The sequence below is a fragment of the Pseudoalteromonas sp. SANK 73390 genome, assembly GCF_054966645.1.
Genome location: NZ_ARPN01000035.1, coordinates 134,101 through 152,273, shown reverse-complemented (window position 1 = coordinate 152,273; position 18,173 = coordinate 134,101). Strand labels below are relative to the sequence as shown.

The 18,173-nt window shown below is 38.4% G+C and carries 13 protein-coding genes; 8 read left to right on the top strand and 5 right to left on the bottom strand.

Going from position 1 to position 18,173, the window contains the following annotated elements:
- Positions 1-22 precede the first annotated feature (22 nt).
- Positions 23-1,489, top strand: a complete 1,467-nt coding sequence (locus SANK73390_RS03215; protein WP_462763459.1) for a tetratricopeptide repeat-containing sulfotransferase family protein — start codon at positions 23-25, stop codon at positions 1,487-1,489.
- Here the strand turns inward: SANK73390_RS03215 and SANK73390_RS03210 are convergent.
- Positions 1,446-2,351: an alpha/beta fold hydrolase gene (locus SANK73390_RS03210; RefSeq protein WP_462763456.1), complete on the bottom strand. Its 906-nt coding sequence runs from the start codon at positions 2,349-2,351 to the stop codon at positions 1,446-1,448. The genes SANK73390_RS03215 and SANK73390_RS03210 overlap by 44 nt on opposite strands.
- Positions 2,352-2,481: 130 nt before the next feature.
- Here SANK73390_RS03210 and rlmF point away from each other — a divergent pair, with 130 nt between their 5' ends.
- Positions 2,482-3,342 (top strand): 23S rRNA (adenine(1618)-N(6))-methyltransferase RlmF, encoded by an 861-nt coding sequence (gene rlmF, locus SANK73390_RS03205; protein WP_462763453.1) that lies wholly within the window; start codon positions 2,482-2,484, stop codon positions 3,340-3,342.
- A gap of 80 nt (positions 3,343-3,422) precedes the next feature.
- Here rlmF and SANK73390_RS03200 read toward each other — a convergent pair whose 3' ends face one another.
- From SANK73390_RS03200 to SANK73390_RS03190, 3 genes are all read right to left on the bottom strand, one after another.
- Positions 3,423-4,007, bottom strand: a complete 585-nt coding sequence (locus tag SANK73390_RS03200) for a thymidine kinase (RefSeq protein WP_261591418.1) — start codon at positions 4,005-4,007, stop codon at positions 3,423-3,425.
- Positions 4,008-4,067: 60 nt separating this feature from the next.
- The gene (locus tag SANK73390_RS03195; RefSeq protein WP_462763449.1) at positions 4,068-4,913 is read right to left on the bottom strand and encodes a hypothetical protein; all 846 of its coding nucleotides are present in this window, start codon (positions 4,911-4,913) and stop codon (positions 4,068-4,070) included.
- A gap of 378 nt (positions 4,914-5,291) precedes the next feature.
- Positions 5,292-6,656: a DNA-3-methyladenine glycosylase 2 family protein gene (locus SANK73390_RS03190; protein WP_462763446.1), complete on the bottom strand. Its 1,365-nt coding sequence runs from the start codon at positions 6,654-6,656 to the stop codon at positions 5,292-5,294.
- Between the two features lie 176 nt (positions 6,657-6,832).
- On the opposite strand from SANK73390_RS03190, the gene SANK73390_RS03185 reads away from it, so the two are divergent.
- The 5 genes from SANK73390_RS03185 (at position 6,833) to bfr (SANK73390_RS03165) (ending at position 12,749) form a co-directional block, all read left to right on the top strand.
- On the top strand, positions 6,833-7,177 hold the full coding sequence (locus SANK73390_RS03185) for a hypothetical protein (protein WP_462763443.1): 345 nt from the start codon (positions 6,833-6,835) through the stop codon (positions 7,175-7,177).
- 137 nt (positions 7,178-7,314) lie between these two features.
- On the top strand, positions 7,315-8,463 hold the full coding sequence (locus tag SANK73390_RS03180; RefSeq protein WP_462763440.1) for an efflux RND transporter periplasmic adaptor subunit: 1,149 nt from the start codon (positions 7,315-7,317) through the stop codon (positions 8,461-8,463).
- A 14-nt stretch (positions 8,464-8,477) separates the two neighbouring features.
- On the top strand, positions 8,478-11,609 hold the full coding sequence (locus SANK73390_RS03175; protein WP_462763437.1) for an efflux RND transporter permease subunit: 3,132 nt from the start codon (positions 8,478-8,480) through the stop codon (positions 11,607-11,609).
- A 194-nt stretch (positions 11,610-11,803) separates the two neighbouring features.
- Complete coding sequence (gene bfr, locus SANK73390_RS03170) at positions 11,804-12,271, top strand: bacterioferritin (protein ID WP_261591412.1); 468 nt, start codon at positions 11,804-11,806, stop codon at positions 12,269-12,271.
- A gap of 13 nt (positions 12,272-12,284) precedes the next feature.
- Complete coding sequence (gene bfr, locus SANK73390_RS03165) at positions 12,285-12,749, top strand: bacterioferritin (RefSeq protein WP_261591411.1); 465 nt, start codon at positions 12,285-12,287, stop codon at positions 12,747-12,749.
- Positions 12,750-12,805: 56 nt separating this feature from the next.
- Here the strand turns inward: bfr (SANK73390_RS03165) and SANK73390_RS03160 are convergent, their stop codons facing one another.
- Positions 12,806-13,000, bottom strand: coding sequence for a bacterioferritin-associated ferredoxin (locus tag SANK73390_RS03160; protein ID WP_261591410.1), 195 nt, complete (start codon positions 12,998-13,000; stop codon positions 12,806-12,808).
- A gap of 514 nt (positions 13,001-13,514) precedes the next feature.
- Between SANK73390_RS03160 and SANK73390_RS03155 the strand changes: the two genes are divergently transcribed.
- Positions 13,515-18,020: an EAL domain-containing protein gene (locus SANK73390_RS03155; RefSeq protein WP_462763432.1), complete on the top strand. Its 4,506-nt coding sequence runs from the start codon at positions 13,515-13,517 to the stop codon at positions 18,018-18,020.
- Positions 18,021-18,173 lie beyond the last annotated feature (153 nt).

Here is an 18,173-nt window from a genome sequence, read left to right as displayed (position 1 = left end):
TCGAATTAAATAACTAACGCATATGCTATTGATAAAAAGAGCCAACGAATTAATGGAAGAAAATAAGCTCAGAGAGGCTGAGTTTATGTTTAAGGCCATACTAAAAGAGAATAATAACAATGGCTCAGCCTTGTTTGGCCTAGGCCGTATATGTATTCGTTTAGAAGATTTCGACAGTGCAATCTATTATTTACGCAGAGCCTGTGAACATCTACCAAAAATGCTGGACCCCTTATTTGCTCTTGCGCATTGCTTTAATCAGGTAGGCTCCCCAGTGGATGCTAAAACCGTACTTGAATACACCTTGAGTATCGCAAAGCATAATGCACAAGCACACTATGAACTAAGTCAATTCTATCTTGACTATGGTTTTATTGACAATGCGAAGAAAACCTTAGAGCAAGGCTTGAAATGTCCATATGGCCCAGTTAGCGTTTTTATGCTCAATGAGCTGGTACAAATAGCATCAGTCTCTGAACTTAAACAATATTTGCAACTATTAGAGCAGTTGCTTGATACGTATGACAACGAACGCCTTAAAGTAGTTGCTTACTATGCATTAGGTAAATGCCATCATCGTCTCAAAAACCATGACCAAGCATTTGACTTTTTTCAGCTTGCTAACGATATACAGTTACAGTTTTGTGACTTTAAAACATCGGCAATGCTGCCATTTTTTCATCAATTAAAACAACATTTTAATGACGATTTTTTCAAAAAACAGACTGATAAAGTGGTGTCTACCTTTACCCCAACTTTTATTGTCGGCTTGCCCAGAACAGGCTCAACCCTACTTGAACAAATGCTAGTGCAACATAGCAATATAGGGTCTATCGGTGAAAATACCATACTCAGTGATGCCATCGTGCCATTTTTAGAAAAGCGCTCTGAAACTTCATATCCCTATTGCTTTGACAACCTAAGCACTTCAACAAAAGATTATTGCCGTACTTTATACGTAGAGGAAATCAAAAAACGCCGTGTAGGTGATGAAGTAGTTATTAATAAGTTACCTGCTAACTTTCAAAATTTAGGTATGATTTGTAGCTTATTTCCTGAAGCACGAATTATTCACTTAACACGGAATTTCAAAGCAACAGCTTGGTCTGTGTTTAGTAATCATTTTGCAGCTGATGAGCCCTACTTTTGCTCAATCAGTGAGTTTGAAATTTATGCCCAAGCAGAGCAAAATCTCATGGCACATTTTAATAATCATATTCCCAGAAATATATTTACACTTAGTTATGAAGCGCTACTAGAGCATCCAAATAAGATGATCACCAAAACACTGAACTTTTTAAATCAAAAGTTTGAACCTCAATGCTTAGAGTATTATAAAGATAGGCGCTCAATAACAACTTTAAGTAAAGCACAAGTGCGCAAACCAATCAGTAAAGCGCCACTTACAAGCTGGCAACCCTATGAAAAACATATCATAGCACTACTTAACCATGCTGATGAAACGCAAACCAATCAAGTAAGTCCTTAAACTGGTCGTGATGAGCCCCTTTATGCGTAAGCATATCTATATGACCATAATCATGTAAATGGCCATGTTTTTGGCCGTACATTTTCAACTTTTGCGTGCCACAGCCAGATTCTTGCATAAACTTATTAATATCAACTGGCTGAGCTAAAGCTTTGTCCTTTACCCCCGCAACATGCAATGTTGCGGGTAATCGCATATTTTTTAATGTAGTAGCATAATCAAACCCATCATCACTGTCTATCCAAGGCTTACGTTTTGCCCAATCCATTCCTTGGCGGTGCGATTTTTGAGTTTCATTATCACTGCCCCACCTAAGCGCTTTTGCGGGTAAAAATCCATGTTTTTTTACATATAAAGGGGCTAAACCATACCAAATTAAGTTTGCTTGAATATATTTACTAATATGGTGATTGTGAAGCGAACGCTTCGAGCCAAAATAAACACAGGCAGCCACTTTATTTACCATTTTTTTAAAACGTGCAAAATAGCTATTCATAAGCACCCCACCCCAAGAATGCGCCACCCAAAACTTGGGAAATTCACCGCTATGATAAGTAATATAATCAAGCATAGCGGGAATATCTTCTAAAATTGCTTCTGTTTGGCCATAGTCAGATTGGCGCGAAATTTCTGGTAAACTTAAACCCCTACCGCGAAGATCACCAATATAACAGCGGTAACCTTTTGATGCCAAAAAGGGTGCAAGCCCTTTGTTGCTTTCAGTATAAAAGATTTTGCCATTTTCAACCGCCCCATGCATAAAAAACACGGCGGGCCCTTTGCTCCCAGACTTTGCGATATATCGCAAATGTAATTTTTGCTCGCTACTTAATGTCACGAAAAGAGAAGATTGCTCAATCATTATTAGTTCTTGTTATAATCCAGTTAACTCATCCTACCAGTAGTTTTGTGTACTCGCAATCAAGCTAAATTTGTCACAAGTAATTGGTACGCGATATAATAGAATGCTAACTTCATAAGAACTCACGTTAATGCACAGTAGAAACAAACATCAACATGGATATGACTTTAATGCTTTATGTATGACACTGCCTGAGCTATCCAAATACCTGATCATCACACCAAAAGGTACAAACAGCATTGATTTTAGTGATAGCAATGCCGTAATATGCCTCAACAAAGCACTACTGATGCATTACTACGCTATAAAATTTTGGTCGTTGCCTGAAGACTTTCTATGCCCGCCCGTCCCAGGGAGAGCAGATTATATTCATGCCTTAGCCGATTTACTCGATAAGCAACAACCTTGTTCAAATGTGACAGTACTAGACATTGGTACTGGCGCTAACATCATTTACCCATTACTCGGTAATGCAGAATATCAATGGCAATTTGTTGGCTCAGACATCAATCCCAAAGCACTCAAATGCGCTAAAGCCATTGTGGCAGCAAACCATTTAAATATTAAATTAATACAACAACACAGCCCCATCAACATCTTTAAGAATGTGATATTGCCTAATCAATATTTTGATTTAACAATGTGCAACCCACCCTTTCACTCCAATCAAGATGAGGCTATTAAAGGAACACAACGCAAGTGGCAGAACCTTAAACAGCACTCAAGTAGCAAACTAAACTTTGGTGGCCAAAACCAAGAACTCTGGTGTGATGGGGGTGAGCGTAAATTCATCAAAACCATGATTAAAGAGAGCAAAAATTATTCACAACAGGTAGGCTGGTTTACTTGTCTTGTATCAAAAAAGGATAACCTATCATCACTTAAACTTTTTTTGAAAAAGCAGAATCCTAAAGAAATAAAAGTCGTAAAAATGGATCAGGGCCAAAAAGTGAGTAGGTTTTTAGCATGGCGTTATGCAAGTGACTCTTAAAGTAAAGTGAGTTTACGCCGTTTAGGGATTAACTAAAACGCACTCGAAGCTTAGCCCAGCCATATGTCCCTTATCTAAATTTATGTTTTGTTTTCTAGCTGAGCCTTATAATGGGCTCTACACATAGACACATAACGGTCATTGCCACCAATTTCAACTTGCGCACCATCTGCAATGGCAGTACCGTTTTCGTCAGTACGTAAAACTCGATTAGCCTTACGGCCGCAATGGCACACAGTCTTCAATTCAATAAGCTTATCAGCCCACGCAAGTAAGTATTGCGAACCTTCAAATAGTTCACCTCTAAAGTCAGTTCTTAAGCCATAACACAACACAGGAATATTCAACTCATCAACCACATCTGTCAGCGCACTTACTTGCGACTTACTTAAAAACTGACATTCGTCTACTAAAATACAGTCAATTTTTTGCAGCTCATTTTCATTCGTAATTATTTGCATCAAGTCGCTATGTGTATCATAAACATGGGCATCCGCTTCTAGGCCAATACGTGATGCTACTTTACCTACCCCTGCACGATTATCTATCGCGGCGGTAAGAATAAAAGGTGTCATACCGCGTTCACGATAATTAAATGCAGATTGCAATAAAGTAGTTGATTTACCAGCATTCATAGCTGAATAATAGAAATAAAGTTGTGCCATAGGATTATCTTGTAACTAACAATGCCACTAGTCTAACCAAAGTTTTGGTTGTTTACTATTTTACTTTGAGCCCTCAGGGTCAATTATGATACTGTCAATTTGTTGATGCTCAAATCCTAAGTACTCCATGTAAACCTGCGCAAATGGAAACTCGGCTAAATGTTCCCATAGTTCTTTTGCAAGTATCTCATTATTCTTAAAAAACTGTTTTGAATAAGTTAAAAAACCATAGCTCGTATCAAATGGCGGGTGATATGCCTCCAATCGCTTTGCAAAAGGAAACGCTTTAACAACCTTTTCATTGATCATACACAGCCCAATCGTACCATCAACTACTCGTTTACTTACCAATTCATAAGCATCTAGTTGAGATAACGTATCAACTTTAATAAAGCGCTCATCGGTAATATTTTTCGCAGATGAATAGCCATTGGGGATGGCCAGGCTAAAACTTTGCTTTGAGGATGCTAACGCTTTGATAAACTGTTTATCACCCACAATACAACGTCCAAATTTATTAAGCGCAAGTTGCGTGTTAAGTTCACCATTTTGAGTTGTTGGATAAACCATGAAAGCCGCTCGTTCTTCACGGTAACTGGCGATTACCGCATCAACCTTGTTGCGTTTCATATCATGTAAACATCGTTGCCAAGGCTCCCTTATAAAATCAATGCTAAGGCCATCAATTTTTTGCTCCATCATTTGTAGCACCTCAATACTAACCCCTGGGCGAGTATCCGGCACATGTAAGCCTGTCCCCATATATGAGGGTGCCAATTCTTTGTCTTCATAACAAAAAGTAAGTGTTTGTGCGGAAATAGCAGGAACAAACGACCCTAAACACAAACAAATGAACAACCTTAATAACAACAGTTCATACTCCCAAAGTTTATAATAATTGCTCATAAGTATATCTAGTTTAATTTATTTTGCTGCTCATGTTTAAGGCGTGTTTATCTTTGCGGTATAAATTTTTTCAAATCAAATGCTTTCAATGCAAGAAATACGCTATGTTGCATTGAAAGCCTTTGAGCAGTGCCATTCTGGTATTTTTTTCTACGTTATCAACCCTTACATAAAGCAACTATGGATACAGGCTCTGCCTTGGGAAAATACCCAATAACTGTGGTAACAACACAAAGCAAAGAGCAACAACCCCTCGCCATATAAAATCATGCAACTGTATATCAATTGCTTTACTAACAAGTCCCGCATTAATTCAACCACATTGCGATGCTACAACTATAAACACGTCAATCGAAGTGCCTATAGCAAGTTAATAAACTATAACTGCTGCCATAATTGAAAGGTTAAATAGCTTCGAAACGGAGCACATGTATTTATATCAAGCTCACCATACTTAGCAAACGCTTTTTTCACACCCAAGTCTCCAGCCAGATAAATATCGGGGTTACTTTGCCCACGCATTTTTGCATAATCCACAGTCCAAGGACCAACCCCTTTTATGTCTAACCACAAATCGAGATCATCAATTACGTTTTCATCACTGCAATAGCGAGCAAAACCTGCTAAAGCCTCCTTACGCCGTTGTGGCATTTTAAAAAAAGCAAATGCGTTATCTTTCATCACATCAGGCTTTGGAAATAGTGTTTGCCCTAAGTGATTTTGTTCGCCAAGTTCTTGAACCAATTGTTTAAGTAAGCTCCTAGCAGCCCCAACACTCACTTGTTGCCCTAATATTGCACGAACACCGGCTTCAAACTCGCTCCAAATACCCGGTAAGCGCAGCCCTTTAGTTAAATTAAACGATTTTGGTAAAGCTTGACCAAGGTGAGTTTCAATAAAAGATGTATTGGCGTCTAAGTCCAACACTCTGCGTATATTACTAACCACAGTACGCAACCCAGCCACATCATTAATCGCTATCTCAACCCTAAAACGGTGATTAATCTTGTCAAAATGTGCTTCAAACGATCCATCGTATTCCTCTAGGTTAAAACTACGTCCATAGCTATTATCTGTTAACCATTCAACAGGCTCAATCAGCCGTTTAGCCAAAAAATCATGTAATACTTGCCAGTTATAAGGTGGCCTAAATGGCAGGTTCAAGGTAATTACTGACTGAGTATGCTCTACACCTCCTCTTAGTTTACTTGGTGTAAGTTGGTATAAACGCACAAACGCATCATTAAAGCGCCTTAATGAATGAAAACCGCTCGCAAACGCAATGTGTGCAACTGGTAAAGTAGTTTGTTGTAACAATTGCTTAGCAAAGTCACATTGTCTATACAATGCATACTGCTTGGGGCTAGTTCCATAGAATTGCTTGAACAATTTGTTTAAATACCTCTGAGTGATACCCAGACGCTCAGCTAAACCTGCTACTGAGTGGGTTGATAAAACCCCTTCATCAATTAACTTTTTTGCTCGTACAGCGGTTGTTTCGGTGCCGAGCCATGCATAACTACCTGGTGCAGCGTCAGGCCGACACCGAATACATGGTCGAAACCCAGCCTCTGCGGCATTGTGAGCATATTCAAAATATTCCACATTTTCTTCTTTTGCCGTAGGTGCTGGACATATTGGCCGACAATAAATTCCTGTCGTTTTAACTGCTACATAAAATAAACCATCAAACCGATGGTCTCTGCTGTTTCTTGCTTTTTCACAAATATCAGATGAGTACATAACAACTCAATGGCTTAATAACAATGGTCCTAGTTTATCGCAAAATCTATTTCGTTATAGCCAGATTTGGAACCAAACCTAAGAATGATGTATACGTGGCTATCTAATATGGAATTGACCACATTGCAGATGTTTGCTAATTTGGCCTTATATTTTAACTTAAGAAAAGTTTAACCGTGAATCTTAGAGTGTTTATCAGCCTTATTATTACTTTAGCGATTGCTTTGCAATCTGTTGGGGTGGTGGCTGCTGCAACACAAGTTCATCAAATTGATCTTGAGCACCTCAAAACAGAGCATACTCACTCCTTGCTCACTATGGCACAGTTCGAGCAAGTTCAAGATGATCACAATATCAAAGATTGCCATCATTGCGGACATTGCAGTGGCAGTCATTTAAGTTGGTATATCAACAAACCCACACCCACTTTATACTGGCAACCTGCGCACAACATACAGCGAGATGAGTTCGCATATGCGCTGCAACGTCACGAACCCCAATTTAAACCTCCCAGAGCATAACGCCTTATTTTTATAAGCCTCAAAGGCCATTCATTTCACACTTTTTAGCTACGTATTTTAGTGCGCAGCATTGGATTATGTGTGTCTGTTAATAAAAATTAAATCCACCTTCTAGATGGATAAAACAAGAGACTGTTATGTTTAAATTGATAACCGTGGCAATAATATATGTTGCACTTACCCTATACATCCCTTCAAAAGCAATATCTTGGGAGAATGAGCACATTCATATCGAGAAAAATACTGAGCAGCAAGGTTTACTAAAACACGACGAAACTTTACAAATTACTTTAACTCAAATTCAGCAAGAATTAGCAAACATCACTGTGGGAAAATTACAGTCCAAAATCGCGTATGTACGTACTTATGCGCCTGGGGAGTTAAAAGCAAATGGTTACACAAGTTATGTGGTATCTCCACGTACCGACTCCGTCATAATGACTCGCCATGTTGCTTTAGGCGAGCGGGTTAAACAAGGGGATAAATTAGTAACATTATATAGCGAGTCTATGGCTCAAGCTCAAGGTGACTACATAGTGGCATTTAACGAATGGTTACGGGTTAAAAATATGAACGCACTAGCGGTCAGCGAAAGCCAGCGAATACAAGCAAAAACACGTTATTTAGCCAGTTTAGGTAAAGTAACAGCACTCGGCCTAACAGATAATGCGATTAATAAGTTAAATAATAACAGCAACTTAAATTTAGGTCAGTATAATCTGTATGCCCAAATAAACGGGGTGGTTTTACAAGATAATTTTTCACAAGGGCAGCGCATTAACACTGGACAAACGCTCATGTTATTAGCTGATGAGACAAACTTGTGGGTTGAAGCCCGTTTATCAACCAGCGATAATCAGCATATCTCATCACAAAGTACCGTAGAGATTGAACATTTAAAACATACATACCAAGCTAGAATCATTCAAGAGTCTCATACCATAGACCCAGTCACCCGAACACGCACAGTTCGCCTGCAAGTAAATAATCAAGAAGACCGACTCCATGCAGGTATGTTCGTTAATGTGTATTTTACTCAGCCAACAGCGCAGCCTGTTATAACTGTACCTGAGACAGCGCTAATACAAACCGCAGAAGGCTTATGGCAAATATTTATTGTCTCTCAAAAAAACCATTTTGTAGCGGTCAACGTTAAGCGAGGCCGCCAGTTTGACGAGCTGGTTGAAGTGATTGGCATAGCAGAAGGTTCAGAGGTGGTAACCCAAGGTGCATTTTTTATTTCCTCTGAGCTGGCTAAAAACAGCTTTGATATACACAACCATTAATTGAGGTGACTAATATGCTAAATCGCCTTATTGATTGGTCTGTTGATAATCGTCTGTTAGTTCTGTTAGCACTTGTTGCTACTTTGATTGCTGCTGCACTTTTAATCCCAAAGCTCAATTTGGACGCTTTCCCTGATGTTACAAATGTACAAGTTACCATTAATACTCAAGCGCCTGGGCTTGCCGCTGAGGAGGTAGAAAAACTAATTACTTACCCTATTGAAGCGGTAATGTATGCTCTGCCAAGTGTGCAGCAAGTAAGGTCTATCTCTAAAACAGGCCTGTCTGGCATTACCGTGGTTTTTAAAGAAGGAACCGATATTTACTTTGCTCGCCAACTTGTATTTGAACGCCTGCAAACAGCCAAAGAACTTATCCCTGCAGGGCTCGGGATACCGCAGATGGGCCCAAATACATCCGGCCTTGGGCAAATATATCAGTATTTATTAATCAGTGAACCCAATGCAAATATTGATACCATGACACTTCGAAGCCTCAACGATTGGGTTGTAAAATTACTCATTATGCCCATTGATGGGGTTACAGACGTGCTATCGTTTGGTGGCAATGTAAAGCAATATCAAATTCATATCAATCCAACACACTTGATGAGCTATGGTTTAACTCAACATGATGTTGTAAATGCGATCGTTCAAAACAATGAAAATGCTGGTGGCTGGTATATGCAACGCGCTCAGGAGCAGCTAGTCATAAGAGGAATAGGTTGGTATGCAAGCTCGCAGGAGGGGATTAAGCAACTGGCACAAGTGCCAGTAAAAACCATTAATGGTGTTGTTATTACTGTTGCTGAAGTGGCAAAAGTAAAGCTTGGTACTGAAATTCGCCAAGGCGCGGTTACGATGACACGTAGAAATACACAAGGTGAGCCTGAACAACTGGGCGAAGTAGTTTCTGGCATTGTGTTAAAACGACTAGGTGCTAACACCAACAATACCATTGCAGGGTTAAAGCAACGGATAAAGCTTATAGAACAATCCCTCCCCGATGGTGTGCGATTTGTACCCTTTTATGATCAAGCCGACTTAATTCAAAAAGCAGTAAGTACCGTGGTAAGTGCTTTAGCTATGGCCTTTTTACTCATCATTATTATATTAGCGTTGTTTTTAATGAGTCTTCGAGCAACATTTTTGGTGCTTATTTCTATCCCCATTTCAGTCGCACTGGCTTTGATGCTAATGTCTTGGTTCGGTTTATCTGCCAATTTAATGTCGCTAGGAGGAATTGCGATTGCTATCGGTATGTTGGTTGATGGCTCAGTCGTAATGGTTGAGAACATATGCAAACAATTAAACGAGAATCAATCACAATCTTGCCAAGTAACTATTAAACGAGCCGGTAAGGCCGTTGCACGGCCTGTGATTTTTTCAGCAATGATCATATTGGTGGTCTTTATTCCCCTATTTAGTTTTGAAGGCGTAGAATCCAAGCTCTTTGAACCTATGGCCGTGAGCATTATGTTGGCATTGATAAGCGCAATCATTGTAGCCATGGTTGTTGTTCCCGCTCTGGCTTCTTATTTATTTACATACAAATTTAAAGTGCGAAAAAGCGTCATACTAACGCCTTTAGATAGGATTTATCGCTTCTTGCTTAATAAAGCGATGTCGGCACCTGCTCTAGTATTAATAAGTGCTAGTGTCTTACTTATTATAGCTATTGTGATTACACCTAAAATTGGCACGGAGTTTGTACCCGAACTTGAAGAAGGTACAATTAATTTAAGAGTGACACTCGCGCCCTCTGCCAGTTTAGAAACGGCATTATCAGTAGCTCCCATACTCGAACAAAAACTGCTTTCTTTTGATGAGGTAACCTATGCATTAAGCCGTATTGGCCGGGCTGAAATTGGGGGTGACCCTGAGCCCGTAAATAACATTGAAATTTATATAGGACTCAAACCAATACAACACTGGAAAAATGCAAAGGATCGTAATGGGTTGCAAAAACTGATGTTAGAAAAATTAGCTACCCACCCAGGCCTGTTGTTTAATTTCTCGCAACCAATAGCAACTCGAGTCGATGAACTACTATCTGGTGTTAAAGCACAGCTGGCCATTAAGCTCTTTGGTCCACAATTAGATATCCTCGTTGCCAAAGGAAAACAAATTGAGGCGCTGGTTAAAACAATCGACGGCACTAGTGATGTTGCTTTAGAGCAAGTTACCGGTGAGGCACAATTGATTATAAAGCCAATTCGCATGCAACTGTCACGTTATGGATTATCAGTAGCGGATGTGATGTCTGTGGTAAGAGATGGTATTGGCGGCACAGGTGCAGGTCAGATAATAACGGGTAATGAACGCTATGATATTTATGTACGTTTAGACAATCGTTTTCGAGAAAACCCTCAAGCAATCAAAGACCTTAGATTACTCGCTCCGAGTGGTGCTTGGGTAAAGCTTGGTGACGTTGCACAAATTAGCTTTCAATCTGCCCCTGCACAAGTTAGGAGAGAAGATGTTCAACGAACGGTTGCTATTCAAGCTAACGTAGAGGGTCGAGATATGGGTAGCGTTGTTGCCAACATCCGCTCTGTAATAGACAACCAAATAACTCTACCCGCGAGCTATTCGGTAGTCATTGGTGGCCAATTTGAGAATCAGCAACGCGCGCAAAAAAGATTAACTCTTATAGTACCTTTGTCCCTAGCTTTGATTGCACTTTTGCTCTATTTGGCATTTTCATCGGTAGGTCAAGCTATCCTTATCTTGATTAATGTACCTTTGGGAGTTATTGGTGGTGTATTTGCTTTATATATAAGCGGACAATACTTCTCAGTTCCAAGCTCAGTAGGCTTTATTACATTATTTGGCGTGGCAATTTTAAATGCAGTGGTAATGGTTGAGAGTATCAACCAACGCATATCACAAGGTGAAACAGCACAGCTGGCTATATTTAACGGAGCAACAGCACGTTTACGTCCAATTTTAATAACAGCTTTAACATCTGCATTAGGGCTGCTACCGATGATCATGTCAAGCGGTGTTGGGGCCGAAATTCAGCGACCGCTTGCCACTGTGGTAGTTGGTGGGCTCATCAGTTCAACGCTATTAACACTGTTTGTACTGCCAGTTCTTTTTACCCGTTTTTCACGCGCTAAGATAGCAGCTTTAAGCGAAAAATAAGCTAGCCATCACCTAGATTAGTTACTTGCCTAGGTGATGGTTCATCGGCCACTTAAGCCATATAATGATACAAAAATTAACTGTAATGCGAATTATAATCAATATTTAACCGCATGATTTTCATGGGTTTTTTATTGACAGGTAAATCATTTACTATAAACTGGCCCTCTATTAATTATTAGCAGGCAGATGGTATGAAAGGTAAGCAACGCGTTATTGATGCATTTAATGCACTTTTGGCAAATGAGTTAGCAGCTATTGATCAATATTTTATTCATTCTCGCATGTATGATGATTGGGGGTTGAACAAACTATACGAGCGTCTAAACCATGAAATGGAAGAAGAAACAACGCATGCTGATTGGCTAATCAAGCGTATTTTATTCCTAGAAGGCATCCCCAACATGACTAAACGCCGAGACTTACTAATTGGTCATGACGTACGCTCTATGATGCAAAACGATCTAACACTTGAATTAGAAGTTGTTGTAAGTGTTAAAGAAGCCATCGCTATCTGCGAGCAAGAGCAAGACTATCAATCACGCGAAACGCTGGAAAAGTTATTGTTTGATACCGAAGAAGACCATGTATATTGGTTAGAGCAACAGCTAGGACTGATGGATAAAATTGGTACCCAAAACTACATTCAAACGCAACTATAATTTAGGAGTCAGCATGAAAGGTGATAAAGACGTTATCAGTGCATTAAATACCGTGTTGGCTAACGAGCTGGTGGGTATTAACCAATACTTTTTGCATGCTCGCATGTTCAAAGACTTTGGTTTTAGCGCTCTTGATAAAGCTGATTATAAAACCTCAATTCAAAAAATGAAAAATGCTGATCGCTTAATAGAGCGCATTTTATTTTTAGAGGGATTGCCAAACCTACAAAGCTTAGGTCGCCTGCGTATTGGTGAAAATAGCAAAGAGATGATTACAGCTAATATGGAGTTTGAACAAACGTCATTAAGTGATTTAAAAGCGGCTATTCTGTTAGCTGAACAAAAACGAGACTATATATCACGAGAAGCACTTGATGCCATTTTAAATGAGCAAGAAGAGCAACTCGATTGGCTTGAAACCCAACAAAACTTAATAAAAGTGATGGGAATTGAAAACTATTTACAATCGCAATTGTGATTTATAGCAACAAAAAAGGGCCTGAAGGCCCTTTTTTTGTTTGAATCTAAAAGTTATTAAGCAACTTGATCTGTCACATCCACAATCTCTATCAACTTCTCGTTTAAGATTTTTTTAGTACAGTTCGTACATTTACCACACTGCGTACCAACGCCAAGCTCTTTGCTAAGCTCTCGCATGCTAGTGGCCCCATCGTCTATCGTTTGGGCTATTTTTTTATCAGTCACGCCGTGACAAATACAGATGTACATGAATACGAACCAATCTCAATAACATTAACTGCCAATAAGTTTAATCTAAACAAAAATAGTTATCAACTACAAAAAAACAAAAAATGATAATTATTGTTATTTACATACAAGTTGATCATAAACTTAGTATGCAGTAACGAATAAATGATTACTTACGACTAGGCCCCTGTAATTAATAAAAAACTATACTAAAATTTCTATTAAATGAAGTTGGTGACGTCATTAAGTAACCCCTTTTTAAGGCATCAACCAGTCTAGTTGGGTACAATAATACTGTTTTAAATAAGCGTGCTATATCAATTGCATTAAATAAATGACCAGATATTACGATAGATAAATGGCTTAGTAACCAGGCAAAAATTTCGGCATGTATTTGTTCTACATGAATTATTTAACTCGCTAGAATGATCAATGTTTTAATAAAATTGGTATTAAACTAGTTTAATGGGGAGTATTACGCCTTAGAAAGCAGGAAACATGACAAATAAACAATAACAATTCGAAGGACGATTACATGTATCGTAGCTATGTGCTCATTTTTTTTGCTTGCTTAGCGATTGTTTTACAAAGCAATGCCTTAGCACTAAATAGCGGCACTATTAATCGACTTTCTACTGAAGAAGGTCTGTCTCAAGCAAGCGTTAGTAATATTGTTCAAGACAAACATGGCTATGTGTGGATAGGAACACATATGGGTTTGAATCGCTATGATGGTGATTTAGTAGAAGTCTTTAAAAAGCCTATTAACTTCTCAACAAAACACATTTCAATGTTAATGTTACTAGACGAAGATACCCTGCTGGTTTCTACCACTTTTAATGGCGCTTACCTAATTGACATCAATACACTTGATGCTAAACAGGTTTATTCGGGAAGATTAGCCACCAATACAAACACCTTTTCTGAGATCACAGCAGCTATAAAGTTAGGTAACTCACTTTACGCTGGAATAGATAACTTTCTCTATAAAATTGACTTAACGAATCGTCGCTCAACTTTAATTGCATCTTTTGAGCAGCATAGCTATATAAGAGCCTTACTTAAAATTGACAAGCAACTAGTTATTGGGACAAACCAAGGGCTATTTACTCTCAACATTGACTCTAAGCAACTCTTTGAACATGAGTTCCTTCGTAAACAACAACAAAACAACCTCAATAGTAATATAAAATTATTAAAAATAGACTCTGCTATTGGATTATTAGTTGGCACAGTACAGGGTTTATACGTAATACCAATAAACAACAAAAACTTACAGCTAAACTCTGCATATATACTGGTGCCAAAGCTGAATATTTGGGATCATGTTATGACACCAGAAGGCGAGTTGATTGCCACTGAGCGTGGCGTGTATCAAGTAAATAGAAATGCTAAAACGGCTAAAAAGCTGCTTTCATTGCAAGACAGTAAATACAAACTACCCCAAGCAAGCGTCACCGATTTAATGTTAGACACCAATAACAATATTTGGATGGCCACATTAAATCAAGGCGCTTACTATTGGCCAATAAGTTCTTTGCGCTTTAATGTACTCAAAGCAACTAATAACACCATTATTAACAACAATATTTGGGCAATACACCAAGACTCCGATAGTCGTATTTGGCTTGCCACAGATAATGGCGTATTAAGATTTAATACATTACAAGACCCAAGCCCGCAACATTTTTATCAAAACGCAGACCCTAAGGCAGCATATGCAACGAATGTTGTTTATCAAATCATATCCCTCAATGAACTCATGCCCAATGAACTCTTTTTAGAAACTTTAAATGGCCTAAAATTAATCAATAAATACAGTGGCAATATTCGATTACCCCCAGTAAGTCCAACCGTGGGTAAAAACCCATTCTCAGCTCAAAACTGGGGAGCGAGTGTGTTACCAAATAATCAAATTGTATTTATTAGTAAAAGTGGTTTTTTTGTCTATGATGCAAAAAACGAAATAGTACGACCTTTAACAAACTTAACCCAACAACTCGATGTGGACAATACTTATAAATTTTTGCCTCCATTGCCATCAAGACCAACTGAATATCTAATTAGCACAGCACATAGACTTGTAAGTTTTAATGAAAGTACAGGCTTAATAACGACGATTTATGAATTTGAGCAACAAGAGTCAGAACAGTTTTCGGTAATTGATAGTTGGATAGCTACAGCAGACGGTACTATATGGCTTGCAAGTTCAACTGACGGTGTTATTGCACTTAATGCAGATAATTTATCGGTTAAATTTAAGGTTAAGTTACCGACTGAGAAAGACCCCCAAACGGTATATCAAATACACGCTGATAATTTGGGGTGTTTGTGGTTAAGTAGTCAATCTGGACTACTTCGTTTCAACATAAAAACTAAACAAATTCAAAGATTTGATACTAACCACGGACTACCAAACAATGAATTTAATGCCAATGCTAGCGCCGTAATAAAAGGTGGCAAGATGGCATTCGGTACCATTAATGGAGTAGTTTGGTTTTCTCCTGATGACTTCACCAAGCACGCTAATACCACGGCTAAACTCGCCATTACAGATATCAGTTTGATGACACGTGACCTAAACTACTCTCCGAGCTTTATCAATAACCAGCGTCTAACCTTAGAACCTAATGATTTAGGACTAAGAATTAAATTCAGTAATTTTGACTTTTCAAATCAAGCGAGCTACCAATATCATGTTGATTTAAAAGGGCCTACTGAAATGGAGTTTGATAATTTAAAGGTCAACTACTTATTTTTTAGCCAGTTAAAGCCTGGTCAATATACGCTCTCAATAAAACAGCAAACATTAGGCAATAAAACGGTTATAGATTCAATCACAGTGCCTTTTAACGTCAAATATTTACCTTTTAATTCTCCAATAGCATGGACTTTTTACCTTATATGCATTAGCGGTATATCATTTATTTGGTTTAAGCAAAACTATAATAAAAGACAAGCCATAGAAGCCGCTTTACATGCAGTGACGGTCAATAAACAGCAAACAGAAATGGCACTAAACACGACTAAAAGTGGCATATGGCAAGTAGATTTACAATCTAAAGTGGTAACACAAAAACGCAACTCAGATTGTTTATTAACACAGCACAACAGTGAACAAGTTCCTTTAAAACACTACGCTTTTCTTATTCATCCTGATGATCAAGAACGCGTACAAATTACATGGGAAAAAATACTCCATTCAACTAGAAACAAGCAATTTTCATTGACCTATAGGGTTAAAGGCAATGACGGATCTTGGTTGTGGTATCACGATATTGGCCAAGTCTTAAGTTTTGACGAACACGGTCGCCCTGATCAAGTAATGGGGATCTATACCAACATTACAGAACAAAAGGCTGTTGATTTACGAGCAACAATACTCGGTGAAGCATTTAGCCAAGTAAGCGATTGGATTTTAATTTTAGATGCTGATTTCAAGCCTTTATCAGTCAATTCAAGCTTCTGTTATGCTTTTGAATTAAATGATAGTACAGCTATTCATGATCTTTCATTGAGTAAATTCTCCCAAGTTGTTGGTAAAACGCGATTAAAGAACCTTTTAAAGCGAATGCGCCAACTTGGGCCAAAACAGCTCATAAGACAAGAGCTGACAGTTAAAACGTCTCATCAAAATGTACATCCAATTAACTTAAGTATTAATGCAATTTCAAAAAACAATAAGCATATTGAGCATTATGTTATTGTAATATCAGATTTAACAGAGCAAAAACAGGCTGAAAGCGAACTGCGTTATTTGGCTAACTTTGACTCATTAACGAAGCTGCCAAATCGAAATTTAATGCTACAGCACATTGAGTTTGCACTACACCGTGCAAAATCATCGACAAGCAATTGCGCACTACTGTTTATTGACCTTGATAAGTTCAAACCAATCAATGATGCATATGGTCATCACACCGGAGACCAGTTATTGATAAAAATTACACAAAGGATCTCTGATAAATTGCCACGTTATTGTATTTTGGGACGTCAAAGTGGTGATGAATTTTTAGTATTGGTTAAAGATATCGACTCTCCACACAAGCTGAGTGAACTGGCAACTGAGCTGCTCGAATGCTTACCAAACAAGATTGAAATTGGTGGTATTTCTATGAGTATATCTGCCAGTATTGGAGTGGCCATGTACCCATTTGATGCGCAAACTCCTGAAATGCTCATTCGTAATGCTGACATTGCGATGATCCATGCCAAAAAAGCGGGTCGTAATGGCTTTAAGTTTTTTACCACACAGATGAATACACAGCTTTCTCGCAAACTAACTTTAGAAAATGCGCTTAAAACAGCCTACACAGATGATCAAATATACAACAACTATCAACCTATTGTGAATATAATTAGTGGCCGAGTTGTAGGCGTTGAACTGTTAATGAGATGGCGGCATGAGGGGGAGCCAATTTCACCGATGGACTTTATACCTATATCGGAAGAAGTCGGGTTAATTGAGTTAATGACTGAACAAGCTTTAAAGCGCGCACTTTATGAACTCAAAAACTTTATTCGTAACGACCAAGATTTTTACCTATCTTTAAACCTATCAGCAGTGCACATTTTAAAATCAGATATAGCACGCAATTTAATCAACATTCTGAAATCATTCAACCTAAACACCACTGTTTTGCGACTTGAAATCACCGAAAGTTCGCTGATGGAAGACACTGAAAAAGCAAAGCGTTCGCTCAATGCATTAAAGCAAGCTGGATTTGTTTTACTGCTAGATGATTTTGGCACAGGCTACTCATCTTTAACCTATTTAAATCAATTTCCTATTGATATTATAAAGATTGACCAAGGCTTTGTTAGAAAGCTAAATGTATTAAATAGTAATAAGTCCATTATTAAAACTATTTATTTGCTGGCACAAAGCTTACAAATGACTTGTATTGCTGAAGGCGTAGAAACCGAGGAACAGCTAGCATTTTTAAAAAATATTGGTTGCCACTTTATGCAAGGTTATTACTTTTCTCGACCTGTCAGTGCAAAAGCGCTCGAAAAGATCATAGCAAATAACTTACGGTAACTTTGCTCATGCCAAATAATTCACTTAGCATTAGATTTGAATCACAGTTTTTTTAAATGGGAACAATTTAAAGCTAATATTACTTACAATCGAAGACAGGCTATTCATTATCATAGCGCTTACAAGTGAAAGTAACGCCTAAAGTATCCCCAG

What these genes read in the sequence shown, in the direction of transcription:
- SANK73390_RS03215 (WP_462763459.1), top strand. Translation starts at nt 23, where the DNA reads ATGCTATTGATAAAAAGAGCCAACGAATTAATGGAAGAAAATAAGCTC.
- SANK73390_RS03210 (WP_462763456.1), bottom strand. Translation starts at nt 2,351, where the DNA reads ATGATTGAGCAATCTTCTCTTTTCGTGACATTAAGTAGCGAGCAAAAA.
- rlmF (WP_462763453.1), top strand. Translation starts at nt 2,482, where the DNA reads ATGCACAGTAGAAACAAACATCAACATGGATATGACTTTAATGCTTTA.
- SANK73390_RS03200 (WP_261591418.1), bottom strand. Translation starts at nt 4,007, where the DNA reads ATGGCACAACTTTATTTCTATTATTCAGCTATGAATGCTGGTAAATCA.
- SANK73390_RS03195 (WP_462763449.1), bottom strand. Translation starts at nt 4,913, where the DNA reads ATGAGCAATTATTATAAACTTTGGGAGTATGAACTGTTGTTATTAAGG.
- SANK73390_RS03190 (WP_462763446.1), bottom strand. Translation starts at nt 6,656, where the DNA reads ATGTACTCATCTGATATTTGTGAAAAAGCAAGAAACAGCAGAGACCAT.
- SANK73390_RS03180 (WP_462763440.1), top strand. Translation starts at nt 7,315, where the DNA reads ATGTTTAAATTGATAACCGTGGCAATAATATATGTTGCACTTACCCTA.
- SANK73390_RS03175 (WP_462763437.1), top strand. Translation starts at nt 8,478, where the DNA reads ATGCTAAATCGCCTTATTGATTGGTCTGTTGATAATCGTCTGTTAGTT.
- bfr (WP_261591412.1), top strand. Translation starts at nt 11,804, where the DNA reads ATGAAAGGTAAGCAACGCGTTATTGATGCATTTAATGCACTTTTGGCA.
- bfr (WP_261591411.1), top strand. Translation starts at nt 12,285, where the DNA reads ATGAAAGGTGATAAAGACGTTATCAGTGCATTAAATACCGTGTTGGCT.
- SANK73390_RS03160 (WP_261591410.1), bottom strand. Translation starts at nt 13,000, where the DNA reads ATGTACATCTGTATTTGTCACGGCGTGACTGATAAAAAAATAGCCCAA.
- SANK73390_RS03155 (WP_462763432.1), top strand. Translation starts at nt 13,515, where the DNA reads ATGTATCGTAGCTATGTGCTCATTTTTTTTGCTTGCTTAGCGATTGTT.